The following is a 14,853-nucleotide window of genomic DNA, read 5'->3' on the forward strand; positions in this document are numbered from 1 at the left end:
AGGCAGATTGCGTAACCTGCCCGCTTCCCCGGCGTCGAAAGAGATGGATTTGCAAGTAACCCAATACTGTGCAACACTTTAGCCAAATGCGATTCGAGTTGCCCTGCACCCCCGCAAAAACGTCGAAGATTTCGCAAAGCTTTTGATCTGCGCATTTTTCGGAATCCCCCAATCTTCCCTGTTGTCTTACCGAACAATGCGTCTGTGTGTTATTATTTTTCGCACCTTTGCTGTCTCCACCTTAGATAGCCCCGCCCCAGGAGTTTGGCGACTTTGAATATTCTACTCGCCAGCAGTGAGGTTTATCCGTTCGCCAAAACTGGCGGATTGGCAGATGTATGTGGTTCTCTCCCTCTGGAACTGCGTCGTTTGGGCCAAGATGTCGCGGTGATCATGCCCGCGTTCCGGCAAACCTTTACATGCGGCCAGCCGATTGAAGAACTGCCCATTCATTTCGACTTGCCGATCGGCAGCAAGGTCGTCAGTGGTCAGTTATTAAAAAGCTATTTGCCCGGCTCGGATATTCCCGTTTACCTTGTAAAAAACGACGAATACTACGATCGCCCTCAATTGTATCGCGAAGATGGCGAAGACTACCAAGACAATTGCGAGCGATTCGTCTTCTTCTCGCGCGCCATTCTCGAAGCGATTCGCCTGCTTGAATTGCCGGTCGACGTGATTCATTGCAACGACTGGCAAACCGGGCTTGCGCCCGCTTACTTGGACATTGAGTACGCGGCGACGCATGGCTACGAAAAAATCGCGACGTTGCTGACGATTCACAACATGGCTTACCAGGGGAATTTCTGGCATTGGGATATGGTCCTGACCGGGCTCGACTGGAAGTATTTCAACATGCATCAGATGGAGTTCTACGGCCATCTGAACTTCCTGAAGACCGGGATTGTCTTCGCCGATTCGATCAGCACGGTCAGTCCCCGTTATGGACAAGAGATTCAAAGCAGTCCGCTCGGTTGCGGGTTGGAAGGTGTCTTGCGCGATCGTGCTGCGGTCTTATCCGGCGTCGTGAACGGCGTTGATTACGACAAATGGAATCCCGCGATCGACGATGCGATTGCCGTGAAATTCGGCATCGACGATTGGGAAATGGGGAAACCGGCCTGCAAGAAGGCGCTGCAGCAAGAGTTCAATTTGCCGACCGATCCCCAGGCGCCGATCATCGGCATGGTGGGTCGTATGGCCGATCAAAAGGGGTTTGACCTGGTCGCCGAAGTGATTCAAGAGTGGGCCCGCACGCGTAACACGCAGTGGGTCATTCTGGGAACCGGTGAACCGGGGCACCAAAATCAGCTTTCGACCCTGGCCCAGCAATACCCTGATAAAGTGGGCGTGAAGGTCGAATTCTGCGAATCAAAAGCTCGGCGCGTCGAGGCGGGCGCCGACATGTTTTTGATGCCCAGTTTGTACGAGCCCTGTGGTTTGAACCAGCTCTACAGCCTGAAATATGGAGCCGTACCGGTCGTTCGCGAGACTGGCGGACTGGCCGACACGATCACCGATGCGGACGAAGAGACGTTGGCGGAAGGTACGGCCAACGGCTTCAGTTTCCGCGAATACAGTTCGCACGCTTTGGCCGATACGCTGCATCGCGCCTGCCGTATTTATCAGAACGACAAGCCAACCTGGAAAAAGATCGTCGACGCCGGCATGGCGCAAGACTGGTCGTGGAAACGAAGCGCCGTCGAGTACGTACGGCTGTTTGAAGAAACGGTCGCGCGTAAGCTGAAAATGGTGGGCGGCGCCAAGAAGAAACGCTAGTCGCGGTAATCGCTTGAATGGGTGCACGGCTCACCGAGCCGTGCACTCGAATTGAATGTTGCGACACAACGCTATTTCGCGACGCAGTCGCTGTGGCTGCAGGAATTGGCCGCAATCAACGCGTAGACGGACCTTATGAGCGAGATTCGCCGCGATCCTCTGTTGGGGTATGAAGTTGTCATCGCCGCGCGGCGCGCAGAGCGTCCGCAGCAATTTGATCATTCGCCCTCGATCGCTAAAACGCTCGATTGCCCCTTTTGCGAAGGGGCCGAGCAACTGGCCCCTCCTGAATTGTGGGCGGCTCGCCCGCATGATTCGCCCGCCAATGGTCCCGGTTGGCAGGTTCGTGTCGTCCCCAATCGCTTTCCGGCGTTCGAACGAGAGGAACAGTCGGGCGAGGCGCAATGCGGCGACGAGTTCTTCCCCCGTCAGTCAGCGAGCGGTTGGCAGGATGTGGTGATCGAGTCTCCGCAGCATCAGATTCGTTTCTCAGAACTATCTCCCGAGAACGCCCGATTGACGTTTGTCGCCTATCAAGCTCGGCTCAACGCCCTAAAAAAGGAGGGGCGTTACGCTTATGCGCAAATCTTCAAAAACGTCGGCGCCGCCGGGGGAGCATCGCTGGAGCATAGTCATAGTCAGATCATGGCGACCGAGCGGACTCCGCTGCGTGTGCAGGAGGAGCTAAAGGCGAGCCGCGACTATTTCCACCGCTATGGCCGTTCTTATTGGGCGGAGTTGATTGAACGGGAATTGGCGGCGGCCGAGCGGGTTGTCTACGTCGATGACCACTTCGTCGCATTTTGCCCCTTTGCGTCACGTGTGCCGCTGGAGACCTGGATTTTGCCGCGGCGAGCGGATAGCGACTTTTGCGGGGTCGATCTTGCACGATTGGAACAGCTTGCCCAGCTTACTCAGCGCTGCCTGTCACAAATCGAAAATGCGTTAGAATTCTCGGCTTACAACTATCTGATTCACACGACTCCGTTTGACATAAATGCGCAGGCTTACTATCACTGGCGTTTAGTGATATTGCCGCGCGCAACAACGCAAGCCGGTTTTGAGTGGGGGACTGGGATGTTTGTGAATCCTCTTCCGCCGGAACAAGCTGCAGCGATGATGCGATCGGCGCAGTAGGGCAGATCCTCAGCGTCGCCGCTAATCATGGCGACTGCAACTTTGAAAAGCTCTCACGTCGGCGGCAATTTTGCCGATCAGTACAGATAGCAGTCGCAACCACCTTTCTCTTGAACGACCAAGCGATGAGCAACTCGATCCGCCTCTGCCTTGTGCTTCACAACCATCAGCCGATCGGCAACTTTGACGGCGTCTTTGAACAGGCGTATCAAGATAGCTATCTGCCGTTTTTGGATGTTTTTGATCGCTTTTCGGACGCGATCAAAATCGGTCTGCATACCAGTGGACCGTTAATAGAATGGCTTGACCTTCACCATCCTGAGTATCTTGATCGCCTGGCCGCCCACGTGCGCTCGGGCCGCATCGAGATCATCGGCGGCGTCTTCTACGAAGCGATCCTGACGATGATCCCCGGTCGCGATCGCGTCGGGCAGATCCGCACCTACACTCAGTGGCTCGAAAATCGCCTGGGAGCGACGATCGGCGGCATGTGGATGCCAGAACGCGTCTGGGAGCAGCAACTCACCTCGGACATCGCCGAGGCCGGTATTCGCTATACGCTGTTGGACGACTTCCATTTCAAAAATGCGGGCGTCCAGCAAGACGATCTGTATGGATACTACGTGACGGAAGAAGCGGGACAGTTGCTCTCTATCTTCCCCGGCAGCGAGCGAATGCGCTATTTGCTGCCGTTCGCGCCGCCGCAAGACACGATCACCTATTTGAAGGGAATCGCCGAGAATCACCCCAACAGCGTTGTCGTATTTGGCGATGACGGTGAGAAGTTCGGCACTTGGCCTGACACCAAGGCGCACGTCTACGATCGAGGCTGGTTGAACGATTTCTTTACGGCGCTCGAAAAGAATAAAGATTGGATCCATACGACGACACTGGCTGAAGCCGTCGATTCGCTCCCACCGGTCGGCAAGGTCTTTCTGCCGGAAGGAAGCTACCGCGAAATGACCGAGTGGGTGTTGCCGGTGCCGCAACAAGTCGCCTACGAAGATTTGGTGCACGAACTGGAGCACGAACCGAACTGGCCGCGCATCAAGCAGTTCGTCCGGGGCGGCTACTGGCGGAACTTCAAAGTTCGTTATCCCGAAACGGACGAGATGTACAGCCGCATGATGGCGGTCAGTCAGCGACTTGACGCCGCTCGTCGTCAGAGCGATGTCGACCAGGCTCAGTTAGACATGGCCCAGACCGAACTCTATCGCGGGCAGTGCAACTGCAGTTATTGGCACGGCGCCTTTGGCGGCGTCTATCTGCCTCACCTACGCAATGCCGTCTACACCGCTCTGATTGCTGCTGACAATCTCATCGACGCCGCAATCGGGCAGCCAGCGAGCTACATTGACGCCGAAGCTGCCGACTTCAACTTTGACGCTCGACAAGAGATCAAACTGGTCGACGAAAAGCTGCTTGCGCTGTTCGCCCCGGCTCAAGGGGGGATGATGTACGAGTTGGACGTCCGCTCGATTTGCCACAATCTGCTCGCCACGCTGACGCGCCGCCCTGAAGCGTATCACCGCAAAGTGTTAGCTGGCCCGTCATCTGCCGGCGGCGATGTCGCCAGCATCCATGATCGGGTCGTTTTCAAGCAGCAGGGGCTCGACGAGCGTTTGCAGTACGACTCCTACGCTCGTAAAAGCTTGATCGATCACTTTTTTGACAATGACGTCGCTCCCGAATTGGTCGCCAACGGCGAAGCCCAAGAACGCGGCGACTTTGTGGACGGCGCCTACGAAGCGAAGATTCGCCGCAATCCCGATCGCATCCAGGTCCAGATGTACCGCGAAGGGAACGCGTGGGGCGTGCCGCTGAAGATCACCAAGGGGGTCACGCTCTCGGCCGGCAGTTCGACGCTCGAGATCGCCTACCTGATCGAAGGGGTTCCGCAGGATCAGCCGATGCATTTTGCGGTTGAGATGAATTTCGCGGGTCTGCCATCCGGCGCCGACGATCGTTATTTCCATCAAGGAAGCGATCAACTGGGGCAGTTGGGCGAACGGTTGGATCTGCACGAGATGACGATGCTGGGCATGACCGATCAGTGGTTGGGGATTGATGTACGTTGGGAAGCTGATCAGCCGACCAGCATGTGGACCTTCCCGATCGAGACGGTCAGCCAGTCGGAAGGAGGCTTTGAATTGGTGCACCAAAGCGTGGCTCTGATGCCGCATTGGTGGATTCAAGGAGACAAAGAAGGGCGCTGGAGCGTGACGATGAAGCTGGAAATCGACACGACGCTAGCCGAAAGTCGGATGCCGTCAGCGGAGGTAGCGGCGACGACCTAGTACTTCCAGCATGATCCAGGCGGATCAAATACGATGATTCATGCAGACATGATCGCGCATTCGCTCAAGACTCTCTTGGGCGAAGCGCTGGATGGTGGTACAGACAATAGCAGCTGGTTCATCAATCGAAACGATCCCGGCTTGATACGTCTGCTGCGGCGTTACTCGGCTCTCGAAGCTTCTACTCCTCCGGCGCCTGGGAGGATGCCGATCGTCGCACATGCCGAGCATCTGCGGTATCACCTCTCACTGATCGAGGCGACCCTGCGTGGTGAAGCGGATGCGTTTGCTACGGCGGATTGGTCGGCGGCGTGGGAAGTGAAGATGATTCGCGACGCCGATTGGAACGCGCTGATCGCCGAAATCGACGTACTGGGCCGCGTCTGGCTCGAAGCGTGCGAAACGCCGCACGAGTGGGATCCAATGATGCTGACCGGCGCCTTCGCTTCGGTCGCACATTTGGCGTATCACATGGGAGCGATTCGCCAGATCGCGCTGATCAATGAATCGCGAGACGTCTCGTTGTTCGCGTGAGAATCAAAGTAAAGTCGTTGGAGGAAAAAGGAGCTGGGCGAAAGGAGAATTCCACCGCGACAAAGATGATTCGAGAGGGAATCACCCGGAGAGTGAGCGGTCGCCGTAGGCGGTCGCTTTGGTAGACGCCAGCTGATCTCTAACCGCGGCGGAGCGCTTGCCGTTTCTCTTTCACGTATTCCAGATGATGGTGGACGTGATTGATTGCGTGCAAAACCAAGTGCCGCAGCGTGAGCGTGCCGAGATCGCTGAGGGTCGCTACTCGATTCCAGGCGTCTCGCGGCAAGAGTCGCAAAGTGCGAGCCATTTGCCGACGAGTCGCTTCGATCAGCAGCAACTCTTCTTCCAGGTCGTGATGTTGATAATCCATCGCGTCGTTGTAGCGATAGCCGTCAACTTCCATCAACTCTGGCCGATCGGTTGCGGCGGTTCGCTTCATCCGGTCTGCGAAAAACTGTTCGCAGTCGGCAAGATGGCAAACCACCTCAAGCGTGCTCCACATGTCATCAACCGGTTTGGCGGCGATTTCCTCGTCCGTCATTCCTTCGATCGCTGCGCGGATTTCAGAGGCCCCTTTTTGGTAGGCGTCGATCAATTCTTCGATCGAGAACTCCTCGTGCCGGGGGAGCACAGGAGCAATAGCGGTAGGCATTTCTTCTCGGTGGGTGGTGGGCGGATCGATCCAGACCAGCGCCGCAGGTATCATGGGGAAAGTTACATCTTTATTCTACGGTCCCATTACAAGCTTGGCCGTAGATTTTCTCGGTATTTAAGGGTTTCCGCGAATGTTCGTGCGAGCACTGTTATGCTTATTGTGTCTTTCGACGCCGTTATGCGCCCACGATACCTGGGTGGAAACCAACTCCAACGTGATCCGGACCGGCGACGCAATCTATGTCGATCTCAAGCTCGGCAATCACGGCAATGATCATCGCGATTTTAAGTTGGCGAGCAAGATCGATTTGGCAGGCTGCTCGCTGAATATCGTCGACCCCTCTGGGAAGGAGTTCGATCTGATACCTGAGCTGGTGGATGTGGGTTACGCTCCCAAAGAAGGCTTCTGGAACGCCAAGTTCGCAGCCGCCAAACCGGGACTTTATCAGGTCTCCCACGCATTGGATAAGATCGTGAATCACGGCCATCCGGTTCGCAGCTTGAAGAGCGGCAAAACTTTCTTCCTGGTCAGTGACACTTTGGACAAGATCGCCGAGAACGCCGCCGGTTTTGATCAACCGCAGGGGCATCCGTTGGAGCTGGTTCCGCAAGCCAGCACCGTCGCGCCGATGGGGCCGGGGCAGCCGATCTCTGTTCAGTTGTTGCTTCGCGGTAAACCGCTGTCGGATACGGTCGTCTCGTTTGTGCCGCGGCGCGTGACGCTGAAGGCCGACTGGGACGAGACCTACGAGCGCAAGACCGACGCCCAGGGAATGGCCACGTTTACGCCGACCACCGGCGATCAATATCTGATCGTAGCGCATCACCATGCGACCGATGAAAAGTCGGCCGAGTATGATGAGACCGCCTATTCGGCGACGCTGACCGTCTTGGTGCCGGAGATCTGTCCCTGCTGCGGCGAGTAGTCGCCGCGCTATTTTGTTGTCGAAGGAATCGAAAACGAGTGACCGAAAAGAAGTTTCATTTGCCACCCGATCAGATCGAAGCGTTGGTCGAAGGCCAGGGAGGCTGCATCGCTACCGACCGCATTACCGTAGATGGAATGCCGGTCGGCTACATGTACCGCGAGCCGCCTGACAATGAGGGGGACAGCGGTTGGCGATTCTTCTCTGGCGACGAGACGGACGAATACGTCGATCAGGCGAGCAATCTGGAAGTCTACGATGTCAATACGATCGCCAACTACGATCGCGACGTCATGCCGTTTCTGTCGTCGCCGATCGGCAGCGCTTATGCCCGCGAAGGGGACGCCGGCCAGTTGATTGCGGTCGATAGTCCCTTCGACGCCGATGAATTGTTGCATCCCGACTTTCCCATCCTCGAAGTCGGCTTGTTTGATTTGACCGATCGCTGGTCGATGCAACTGCCGCTGCGCTTTAATCAACGGCTAGAAAAAGATGGGCAAATGGTTCTCTGGCGACCCGGCGTGACGATCTACGCCAGCGTCTGGGGCTTGCCCGAAGATGGCGATTCGTCCGCAGACACGCTGCGCGAGTTGACCAGAGAACGCGACTCGGCCGCGTTCGATTATCAAGAGCTGCAAGAGGGCTCGCTGCTGAGGATCGCTTACCGTTTGGTCGAAGACCATGACGGCGTCGCTGTGGAATCGCTCTACTGCTTTGTCGCCGACGCGGACGGTTACGTTCATTTGTCGGTCTACTTTGATGCGGCGGAAGACGTGGAGGTCGCCCAATCGATTTGGAAAGGGATCACCTCCGCCGCTATGTAAGTTGCTGTACGTAAGTTACTGCTTTCATTTCAGAAAAAAATGCTCGCTCGGACTTCGACAATCTCCTATCTCACCAGCATCTCGCTGCATGTCGCAGCGGCCGCTGCGCTGGTGTCATGGAGCGTTCGTCCCTACGATTGGCGACATCAGGTGGACGTTGGCGGAACCGTCATGCTCACCGCGACCATGGCTTCCGCCGCCGCCGAGCCGATCGAAGCGTCGGTCATCGAGATGGAAGTGGTCGAAGCGGAGCAGTCGGCGGAACTGACCGAGGAAGAGTCGCCGTTGGATCTGCACAAGCAGCCGACCGCAATTCCGTTGCCGCTGGAAACGTCGGAAGTGATCTACACGCCGCGAAGTGCGCCGGCCGCGATGTCTCGATCGAAAGCTGCGTCGCAGACGCCGTCGCAACCGCAGCAAGCCGAACCGTTGCCGCGCAAAGACGCCGCCAAAGAACCAATGCCAGAATCGGCGTTGGCCGAAGCGGCGTCTCCAGCGGTAAAAAGCGTGGCCGGCGCCAGGATCGATGTTCCTCCGCAACCGACGCCAACCAACGCGGCGCCCGGTTACCCGCCGACGTCACAATCGCGGCGCGAAGAAGGACGCGTGCTGCTGCGTCTCACCATCAGCGAGACTGGCGAAGTCGCCGCCGCCAAGATCCATCAATCGAGCGGTTTCACTCGGCTGGATCAAGCGGCGCTGGTCGCCGTGCGGCAGTGGAAGTTTACGCCGGCTCAAAGCGAAGGGCACAATGTGGCGACGCGGGTGGTGATTCCGGTTTCGTTTTCTCTGCGGGCGGATTAGCAATTTCTGATAACGTGAAGGGGATCATGAAGCACAGCATCCCAGCCAGGAGAAGGACGAGAGGCCAAAACGAGCAATGGCGATTCCTGTCGCTGTTGTTGGTTGTCGTTTTCTCGGGTAGCAACGGATGCCGTGAACAAGAGAAATCGCTGCCGACAGTCGATTCAAATACTCTGGAGATTGGCGGCGATACGAAACTCTTTCGACAAGTGATCGAGCAGCGGATCACCGACAAACAGTATTCCGCCGCCGTGGAGATCATGAACCAGGCCGAAGTTCGTTCTCTCGTGGAGCATTCCGATAAGTCTCAAGATTTTCGCTGGATGGCGGTTTACGAAGACGCGTTGGTTTTTCCCGGACTCGATGACATGCTGGCGGTCAACGCTCCATTGAGCGACTATTGGATTTTGCCGGGGACTTCTGATGCGATCGTTGATCCCCAGTGGCAGGCGACCGCGACCAAATTTGCGGCCCAATACAATCAACTTCTTCAAGAAACAAGGAGAAGCGATGTTGGAAATCAATCGCGATAGTTCACCGCTGGTTCTCGCTTCGTGCGAACTAGCGATCTCTCGCAACTTGGCGTCGACATGAAAAGCAAACGGCTTAGCCCTGATAGGAATCGATCGCTGCGGCGTCTTCGCGCCGTACGGACGCTGGCGATGGTTCTCCTTGTTACCATCGGGTGCGGGAAGTCGCGTCCCGCCCAGTCGAACCAAAAAAAGCTGGAAACAATTGCTTCGGCGATACGCAAATATCACGATTCGATCGCAGAGTTTCCGCCGATCGTGGTTTACCAACGACGCCGGAGAGTCGCTGCATAGTTGGCGCGTGCTGATCTTGCCGCAAATCGAAGCGAATTCCTTTTACGAGCTGTATGATTTTGAATCTGCTTGGAACAGCAAGACGAATGTCGACCTGCGAGATGGAACCAGGCAAGTCGACGGCGTCGAACCTGACGCAGTATCCAATGCGGGCAGGATTTACCTGCCAGACGATTCGCCGCACATGTTGGAGACGATTTTCGTCGCGATGGTCAACGGCCACTTGCTGGAGAAGGATATTTGGCTATCCGACGTGAAGCTGACCGGTCACTATCTTCCTAAGGGGCAACCGTTTGTCGTGCTGGAAATCCAATACTCCGGCATCCATTGGATGGAGCCTCGAGACGTTTCGCCGCCGATGCAGCGGTTCCCTGATTGGATCAACATCAATGAGGTGAAAGATCAAATCGTCCGTTCGATCGAGATCGGCGCTGTGACGCAAATGCGTGACCACGACGAAACTCTCGCTTATTTGGATTCGCTGCGCCATGCAGAAGAGTAAAGCGATTGGGGCGTCGCCGATCCGCGCATAAAAAAGGTGCGTCTCGACGCACCCTGCTTTTCTCGTTTCGCGATTCCGGCTTACGGCAGTTCGCGAATGCGAAGGTTGCGAAATTCGATCGGGCTCCCTTCCGATTCTAGGCAGAGATAGCCGGTGGCCGGCACGGCGTCTTTGCCGCCGGAGACTTCTTCGCCGTTGACCCACAAGCGGACTTCGCCGTTGATCGCGCGGACATAATAGTGGTTCCACTCACCGGCGCCTTTGCTCAGTTCCTTAGAGGGAAAGCTGCGAGCGCCGCTCGGCGAAAGGGGAGGGAAGGGGGTCAGCTTCGATTTGCCGACGGGGAAAATATCGCCGTTGGTGCTAAACCAATCCCCTTCTTTGCCGGTCGATTTTTTGTAGGCGTCTTTGTAGCCGTGATCGAGGATCTGCACTTCGATGCCGCCGGCCGGAAGGCCCGGCTTGGTCAGCTTGTCGACTTCGGCCGGAATGGTCCAGACAAAGACGCCTGAGTTGCCGGCCGATTTTAAATGCTTCCACTCGACGACCAGCTCAAAGTTGGTGAACTCCTGCTTGGTTCGCATTACGCCGACCGGCTTGCCGGTGCATTGGACGCCGCCATCTTGGAAGGACCAGGTATCGTCAAAACAGTTGACGTTCTGAAAGTCTTCTTCGCCGAGCGATCGCCAGCCGTCTCCCTGGCCGTCGATAAACGCTTTGGGGAGCGTGCTTGACGAGGGCTCTTCTGCAATCGTCAGGCCCAAGGAGAGAAACGAAATAGCAAACGCGGCGGTGATTTTGGATGCGATGTTCATAGCGCCAGATTAGGTCGATCTGGCGCGGATTGCAAGCTTGGGCAATGGAAATGCTGATGGGCGCAAAGGAGTGACCATTTTTTGGAAAATATCCTTGTCCCGAAGTATCGCGGGCTCGGTTTCATTCATCACAGCAAGAGCGGGGATCGGGAAGTCGCGCCACATGGGCGGCGACGCGACGAGAAACCAATAAGGAACACAAGATGGATCTGCAACTGACAGGAAAAACCGCGCTAGTCACTGGTTCGACCGGCGGAATCGGCTTGGCGATTGCTACTTCGCTGGCGCGCGAAGGCGCCAAAGCCATCGTCAATGGTCGATCCGAGAAAAGCGTCGCCGCCGCAATGGTCGCGATTCGCAACGATGTGCCCGACGCCGATCTTGTCGCTTTGGTCGCTGACAATGGAACCGCCCAGGGATGTCAGACGACGATCGCAGCATTTCCGGAAGTCGATCTCTTGGTGAACAATCTCGGGATCTACGAAGCGGTCGGATTTTTTGACGAGACCGATGAGGATTGGCTGCGATTGTTCGAGATCAACATCATGAGCGGCGTGCGGCTCAGCCGGCACTATTTGACAGGCATGCTGACGCGAAACGAAGGACGCGTCATTTTTATCTCCAGCGAGTCTGGCGTCAGTCCGGCGCCCGAGATGGCCCACTATAGCGCAACGAAGACGATGCAGTTGTCGATCTCACGCAGCCTGGCCGAATTGACCAAGGGGACAGCGGTGACGGTCAACACGGTATTGCCGGGCTCCACAATGACCGAAAGCGTGCAGCAATTTGTTGCGGACGTTTTCCCCGGGTTGCCGTCGGAAGAAGCCGAGAAGAAATTTATTGTCGAAAACCGACCGACTTCGCTCATTCAGCGGTTCATCAACCCTGAAGAGATCGGCGACGCAGTGACGTTCGTTTGCAGCCCGAAGGCATCGGCTATCAATGGCGCGGCGCTGCGCGTTGACGGCGGGATCGTGAAGAGCGTCTTCTAGCAGTGTTGCAGACCGGCAAGATGCGGCTCTGGCCGATATTGCAGTTAAGCTCCTCTTTCTTTTCCGGTTGAACGAATAGCAAATCGTTCCGCAAGCAAGAGAAGTGACCAACATGATCGCCGATAACTTCTTTGGTCGGATTGTCATCGCCGGGGGAAGCGGTTTTTTAGGGATTTCGCTGGCGACGCATTTGGTCGCCGAAGGCGCCGAGGTCGTTATTCTCTCTCGCTCGCCGCCCAATGTGAGCGGCCCTTGGCGGTATGTCGCGTGGGACGCGAGAACGCTTGGCCTCTGGAAGGACGAATTGAACGGCGCCGCCGCGGTGATCAATCTCGCCGGTCGTAGCGTCAACTGCATCAAGTCGCCGGATCATCAGGATGAGATCATCCGTTCGCGCGTCGAAGCGACTCGCGTGCTGGGAAAAGCGATGCGTCGTGTCGCAGCGCCGCCGCCGGTCTGGGTACAGATGAGCACCGCCCATATTTATGGTGACCCGCCATCGCTGGTTTGCAACGAAGCTTCTGCAACCGGGGTCGGCTTTGCGCCGACGGTAGGTAAAGCCTGGGAAGAAGCGTTTCACGCCGCGCGGCTGCCGACACAACGCGGGGTCGTACTGCGAACGAGCTTCGTAATCGGACGCGACCAGGGCGCCGGCGGCGGAGCATTAGCGCATCTGGCCTGGCTGACTCGCTGGGGCTTAGGAGGAAAAATTGGCGGCGGCCAACAAGGGATGAGTTGGATTCACGAATTGGACATGAATCGGCTGTTCGTCAGAGCGGTCAGTGAACCAACAATGCACGGCGTCTACATCGCTTCGGCGCCGCAGCCGGTATCGATGTTAGAGTTTATGCGCGCGATGCGAAAAACGATCGGCATGCCGATTGGACTTCCATCGCCGGCCTGGTTGGTTCGGTTGGGCGCCTACTATGTATTGCGGACTGATCCCGAATTGCCGTTGTATGGGCGCTATGTCGTCTCGCAGCGATTGCCGGCGGAAGGATTCGTCTTTCAGTTTTCTGATTTGAAGTTGGCGCTGCATGATTTGCTGCGAAAACCAGAACCGCAAACATCGGTGGATCAGACAGCGTCGTCCGAGACGCTTTGTTCCAAGTAAGCTTGGAGCACCGCAATATGGCCGTGAGTTAGGTCTTTTGTCGCGGTCACTAGCGTGATCACTGCGACGTCATTTTGCTCAAGAAACTCTTTGATCTGCGCACGCCGGTCATTCAATTCCGCTTTGTACTTCGTGACAAAATCCTCGTATCGCTGCGGATCTGCGTGCAGCCATTTTCTTAAGTCGTTCGAAGGCGTCAGTTCCTTGGCCCAGACATCAATCTTCGCGGCGGCTTTGGAAACGCCGCGCGGCCATAAACGATCGGCGAGCACACGCAAGCCGTCGGACTTGCTTGGCGGATCGTAAATGCGTTTTGTTTGGAATTGGTGAATCACGGCTGTGGATCCAGCGAAGCCCAAAGATCGGGCTTTGTCGCTTGCAGAATCTCGCGAATTGCACGACGATCTTCGGCTGTCAGATGCGAAAAGTCTTCTCCCATATCGTCGCCGAACAGAATTTCATGCAGTCGACTCGCGACATATTGCTTCACTGCGGGGGGCAACTGATCAAACGAATCTGAGTAGATCAGGTAGCTGCACGGATATTTGAATAAACGTGTCTGTAGGTCAAAATCGCGCAAAGAACGCTGCTGAGAGTCGAACGGTCCGCGGGCAGCGAACTCACTCGCAAATCCCGATGTGCCGGCCACCGGCGATTCGAGCGGGAATTCATCGACAAACAACAGGCTCCGCACCAATTTTTCACCAGCCGAAGCGATGCGACGTCGTGTGGTGTCGCTCTGGTGATCGGCAGGACGATCGAGCGCCATGTTGATCGTCTGGTCATGATGCTGCGCCATGCGAGTTTCAAAGTTCGCGAGAGTCAAAAAGTTTTGCATCTGCGTTTGATGTTCTAAGACCATCAACGCGACAATATCGCTATGCGGCGTCAGGTACGGTGAGACGTTAAGCTTTTGAGAAAGGTCGGTAACGTTGGCGCCCGACTCGCGATCGATATTTTCAGCGTCGTCGCGATCGAGCGAGAGCACATTGCCCATGTGACGCATCGTTCCATGGGTTCCGGTGACGTACCAGCCGCCCCAGCGTTCTGCAAATGGGCTGCTATGATCGGTCGTAAAGGTGCCTGATCCATAATGAGGCTGGCCAGACGCGTTCACAAACGCCGAGCGGATCAGTCCGCCGGGAACGCCTTGCGTGCGCGACGAGGCGTGACACGTTATGCACTGGCCGCGATCTTGCACAAATCGCGGCGTCTCGTTTTGCTCCTGCGAAAGCGTGTAGAAGACCTCGCCATGCTGGGGATCGGTCGTCATGATCTCCACTACGTCTCCTCCTTGAACCCAGCCGACGTAGGAATCGTCGTTAAAGTAGAGTGCTCGCGGCTTCCGCGGCGAGATCCTGGATAACTGGAAACTTGTTTTCGAGTAAACCAGCACCTGAGATTCAGGCGAGATATTCAGCTTCTCCAGCACCGATTTCAAATATCCGTGCTGCTCATCAAAGTTGAGCTGCGACAACTGGTTACTAAGTTGCTGTTGAAGTTGCGCTACGGCGTCATGCTGCAGATTTTCGCCGTAGTTGATCGGTTCTTTTTCAAAGTCGAACTGTGCCCAAAGTTGGGATGGCAGGGCGAACAGAAAACCAAAAATAAACGCGATTCGCAGGTGCGGGATGGAGGCATGTGACGACAT

The 14,853-nt window shown here is 56.3% G+C and carries 15 protein-coding genes; 11 read left to right on the forward strand and 4 right to left on the reverse strand.

Translation table 11 applies throughout. The features are described 5' to 3' along the window. Positions 1–273 precede the first annotated feature (273 nt). The 4 genes from glgA (at position 274) to M4951_RS05655 (ending at position 5,747) form a co-directional block, all read left to right on the forward strand. Positions 274–1,779 carry a glycogen synthase GlgA gene (glgA, locus tag M4951_RS05640; protein ID WP_262025504.1) on the forward strand — a complete coding sequence of 502 codons (1,506 nt, stop codon included), beginning with the start codon at positions 274–276 and terminating at the stop codon, positions 1,777–1,779. A gap of 135 nt (positions 1,780–1,914) precedes the next feature. Continuing rightward, positions 1,915–2,916 carry a galactose-1-phosphate uridylyltransferase gene (galT, locus tag M4951_RS05645; RefSeq protein WP_262025505.1) on the forward strand — a complete coding sequence of 334 codons (1,002 nt, stop codon included), beginning with the start codon at positions 1,915–1,917 and terminating at the stop codon, positions 2,914–2,916. 125 nt (positions 2,917–3,041) lie between these two features. Continuing rightward, positions 3,042–5,213, forward strand: a complete 2,172-nt coding sequence (locus tag M4951_RS05650; RefSeq protein ID WP_262025506.1) for an alpha-amylase/4-alpha-glucanotransferase domain-containing protein — start codon at positions 3,042–3,044, stop codon at positions 5,211–5,213. 33 nt (positions 5,214–5,246) lie between these two features. After that, positions 5,247–5,747, forward strand: coding sequence for a DinB family protein (locus M4951_RS05655; RefSeq protein ID WP_262025507.1), 501 nt, complete (start codon positions 5,247–5,249; stop codon positions 5,745–5,747). Between the two features lie 139 nt (positions 5,748–5,886). On the opposite strand, the gene M4951_RS05660 is transcribed toward M4951_RS05655, so the two are convergent. After that, positions 5,887–6,399: a DinB family protein gene (locus M4951_RS05660; protein WP_262025508.1), complete on the reverse strand. Its 513-nt coding sequence runs from the start codon at positions 6,397–6,399 to the stop codon at positions 5,887–5,889. 133 nt (positions 6,400–6,532) lie between these two features. Here M4951_RS05660 and M4951_RS05665 point away from each other — a divergent pair, with 133 nt between their 5' ends. The 5 genes from M4951_RS05665 to M4951_RS05685 all read left to right on the forward strand — a co-directional run bounded on the left by M4951_RS05665 (position 6,533) and on the right by M4951_RS05685 (position 10,281). Beyond that, a complete protein-coding gene (locus M4951_RS05665) occupies positions 6,533–7,327 on the forward strand; it encodes a DUF4198 domain-containing protein (RefSeq protein WP_262025509.1) in 795 nt (264 codons plus the stop codon). 38 nt (positions 7,328–7,365) lie between these two features. Beyond that, entirely contained in the window at positions 7,366–8,151 is a 786-nt protein-coding gene (locus M4951_RS05670; RefSeq protein WP_262025510.1) for a DUF2185 domain-containing protein, read from the forward strand. A gap of 39 nt (positions 8,152–8,190) precedes the next feature. Beyond that, positions 8,191–8,955, forward strand: a complete 765-nt coding sequence (locus M4951_RS05675) for an energy transducer TonB (RefSeq protein WP_262025511.1) — start codon at positions 8,191–8,193, stop codon at positions 8,953–8,955. Between the two features lie 26 nt (positions 8,956–8,981). Next, positions 8,982–9,488: a hypothetical protein gene (locus M4951_RS05680; protein WP_262025512.1), complete on the forward strand. Its 507-nt coding sequence runs from the start codon at positions 8,982–8,984 to the stop codon at positions 9,486–9,488. 202 nt (positions 9,489–9,690) lie between these two features. Then, entirely contained in the window at positions 9,691–10,281 is a 591-nt protein-coding gene (locus M4951_RS05685; protein WP_262025513.1) for a DUF1559 domain-containing protein, read from the forward strand. A gap of 80 nt (positions 10,282–10,361) precedes the next feature. On the opposite strand, the gene M4951_RS05690 is transcribed toward M4951_RS05685, so the two are convergent. Next, complete coding sequence (locus M4951_RS05690) at positions 10,362–11,096, reverse strand: DUF1080 domain-containing protein (RefSeq protein ID WP_262025514.1); 735 nt, start codon at positions 11,094–11,096, stop codon at positions 10,362–10,364. Between the two features lie 203 nt (positions 11,097–11,299). Between M4951_RS05690 and M4951_RS05695 the strand changes: the two genes are divergently transcribed. Continuing rightward, on the forward strand, positions 11,300–12,088 hold the full coding sequence (locus M4951_RS05695) for an SDR family NAD(P)-dependent oxidoreductase (RefSeq protein ID WP_262025515.1): 789 nt from the start codon (positions 11,300–11,302) through the stop codon (positions 12,086–12,088). Between the two features lie 112 nt (positions 12,089–12,200). After that, the gene (locus M4951_RS05700; protein ID WP_262025516.1) at positions 12,201–13,202 is read left to right on the forward strand and encodes a TIGR01777 family oxidoreductase; all 1,002 of its coding nucleotides are present in this window, start codon (positions 12,201–12,203) and stop codon (positions 13,200–13,202) included. Here M4951_RS05700 and M4951_RS05705 read toward each other — a convergent pair. Both M4951_RS05705 and M4951_RS05710 read right to left on the reverse strand, forming a co-directional pair. Continuing rightward, entirely contained in the window at positions 13,166–13,537 is a 372-nt protein-coding gene (locus M4951_RS05705) for a DUF488 domain-containing protein (RefSeq protein ID WP_262025517.1), read from the reverse strand. The genes M4951_RS05700 and M4951_RS05705 overlap by 37 nt on opposite strands. Beyond that, complete coding sequence (locus M4951_RS05710) at positions 13,534–14,853, reverse strand: hypothetical protein (RefSeq protein ID WP_262025518.1); 1,320 nt, start codon at positions 14,851–14,853, stop codon at positions 13,534–13,536. The genes M4951_RS05705 and M4951_RS05710 overlap by 4 nt, the downstream gene beginning before the upstream one ends.

This window comes from Blastopirellula sp. J2-11 (genome assembly GCF_024584705.1).
Lineage (GTDB): Bacteria > Planctomycetota > Planctomycetia > Pirellulales > Pirellulaceae > Blastopirellula.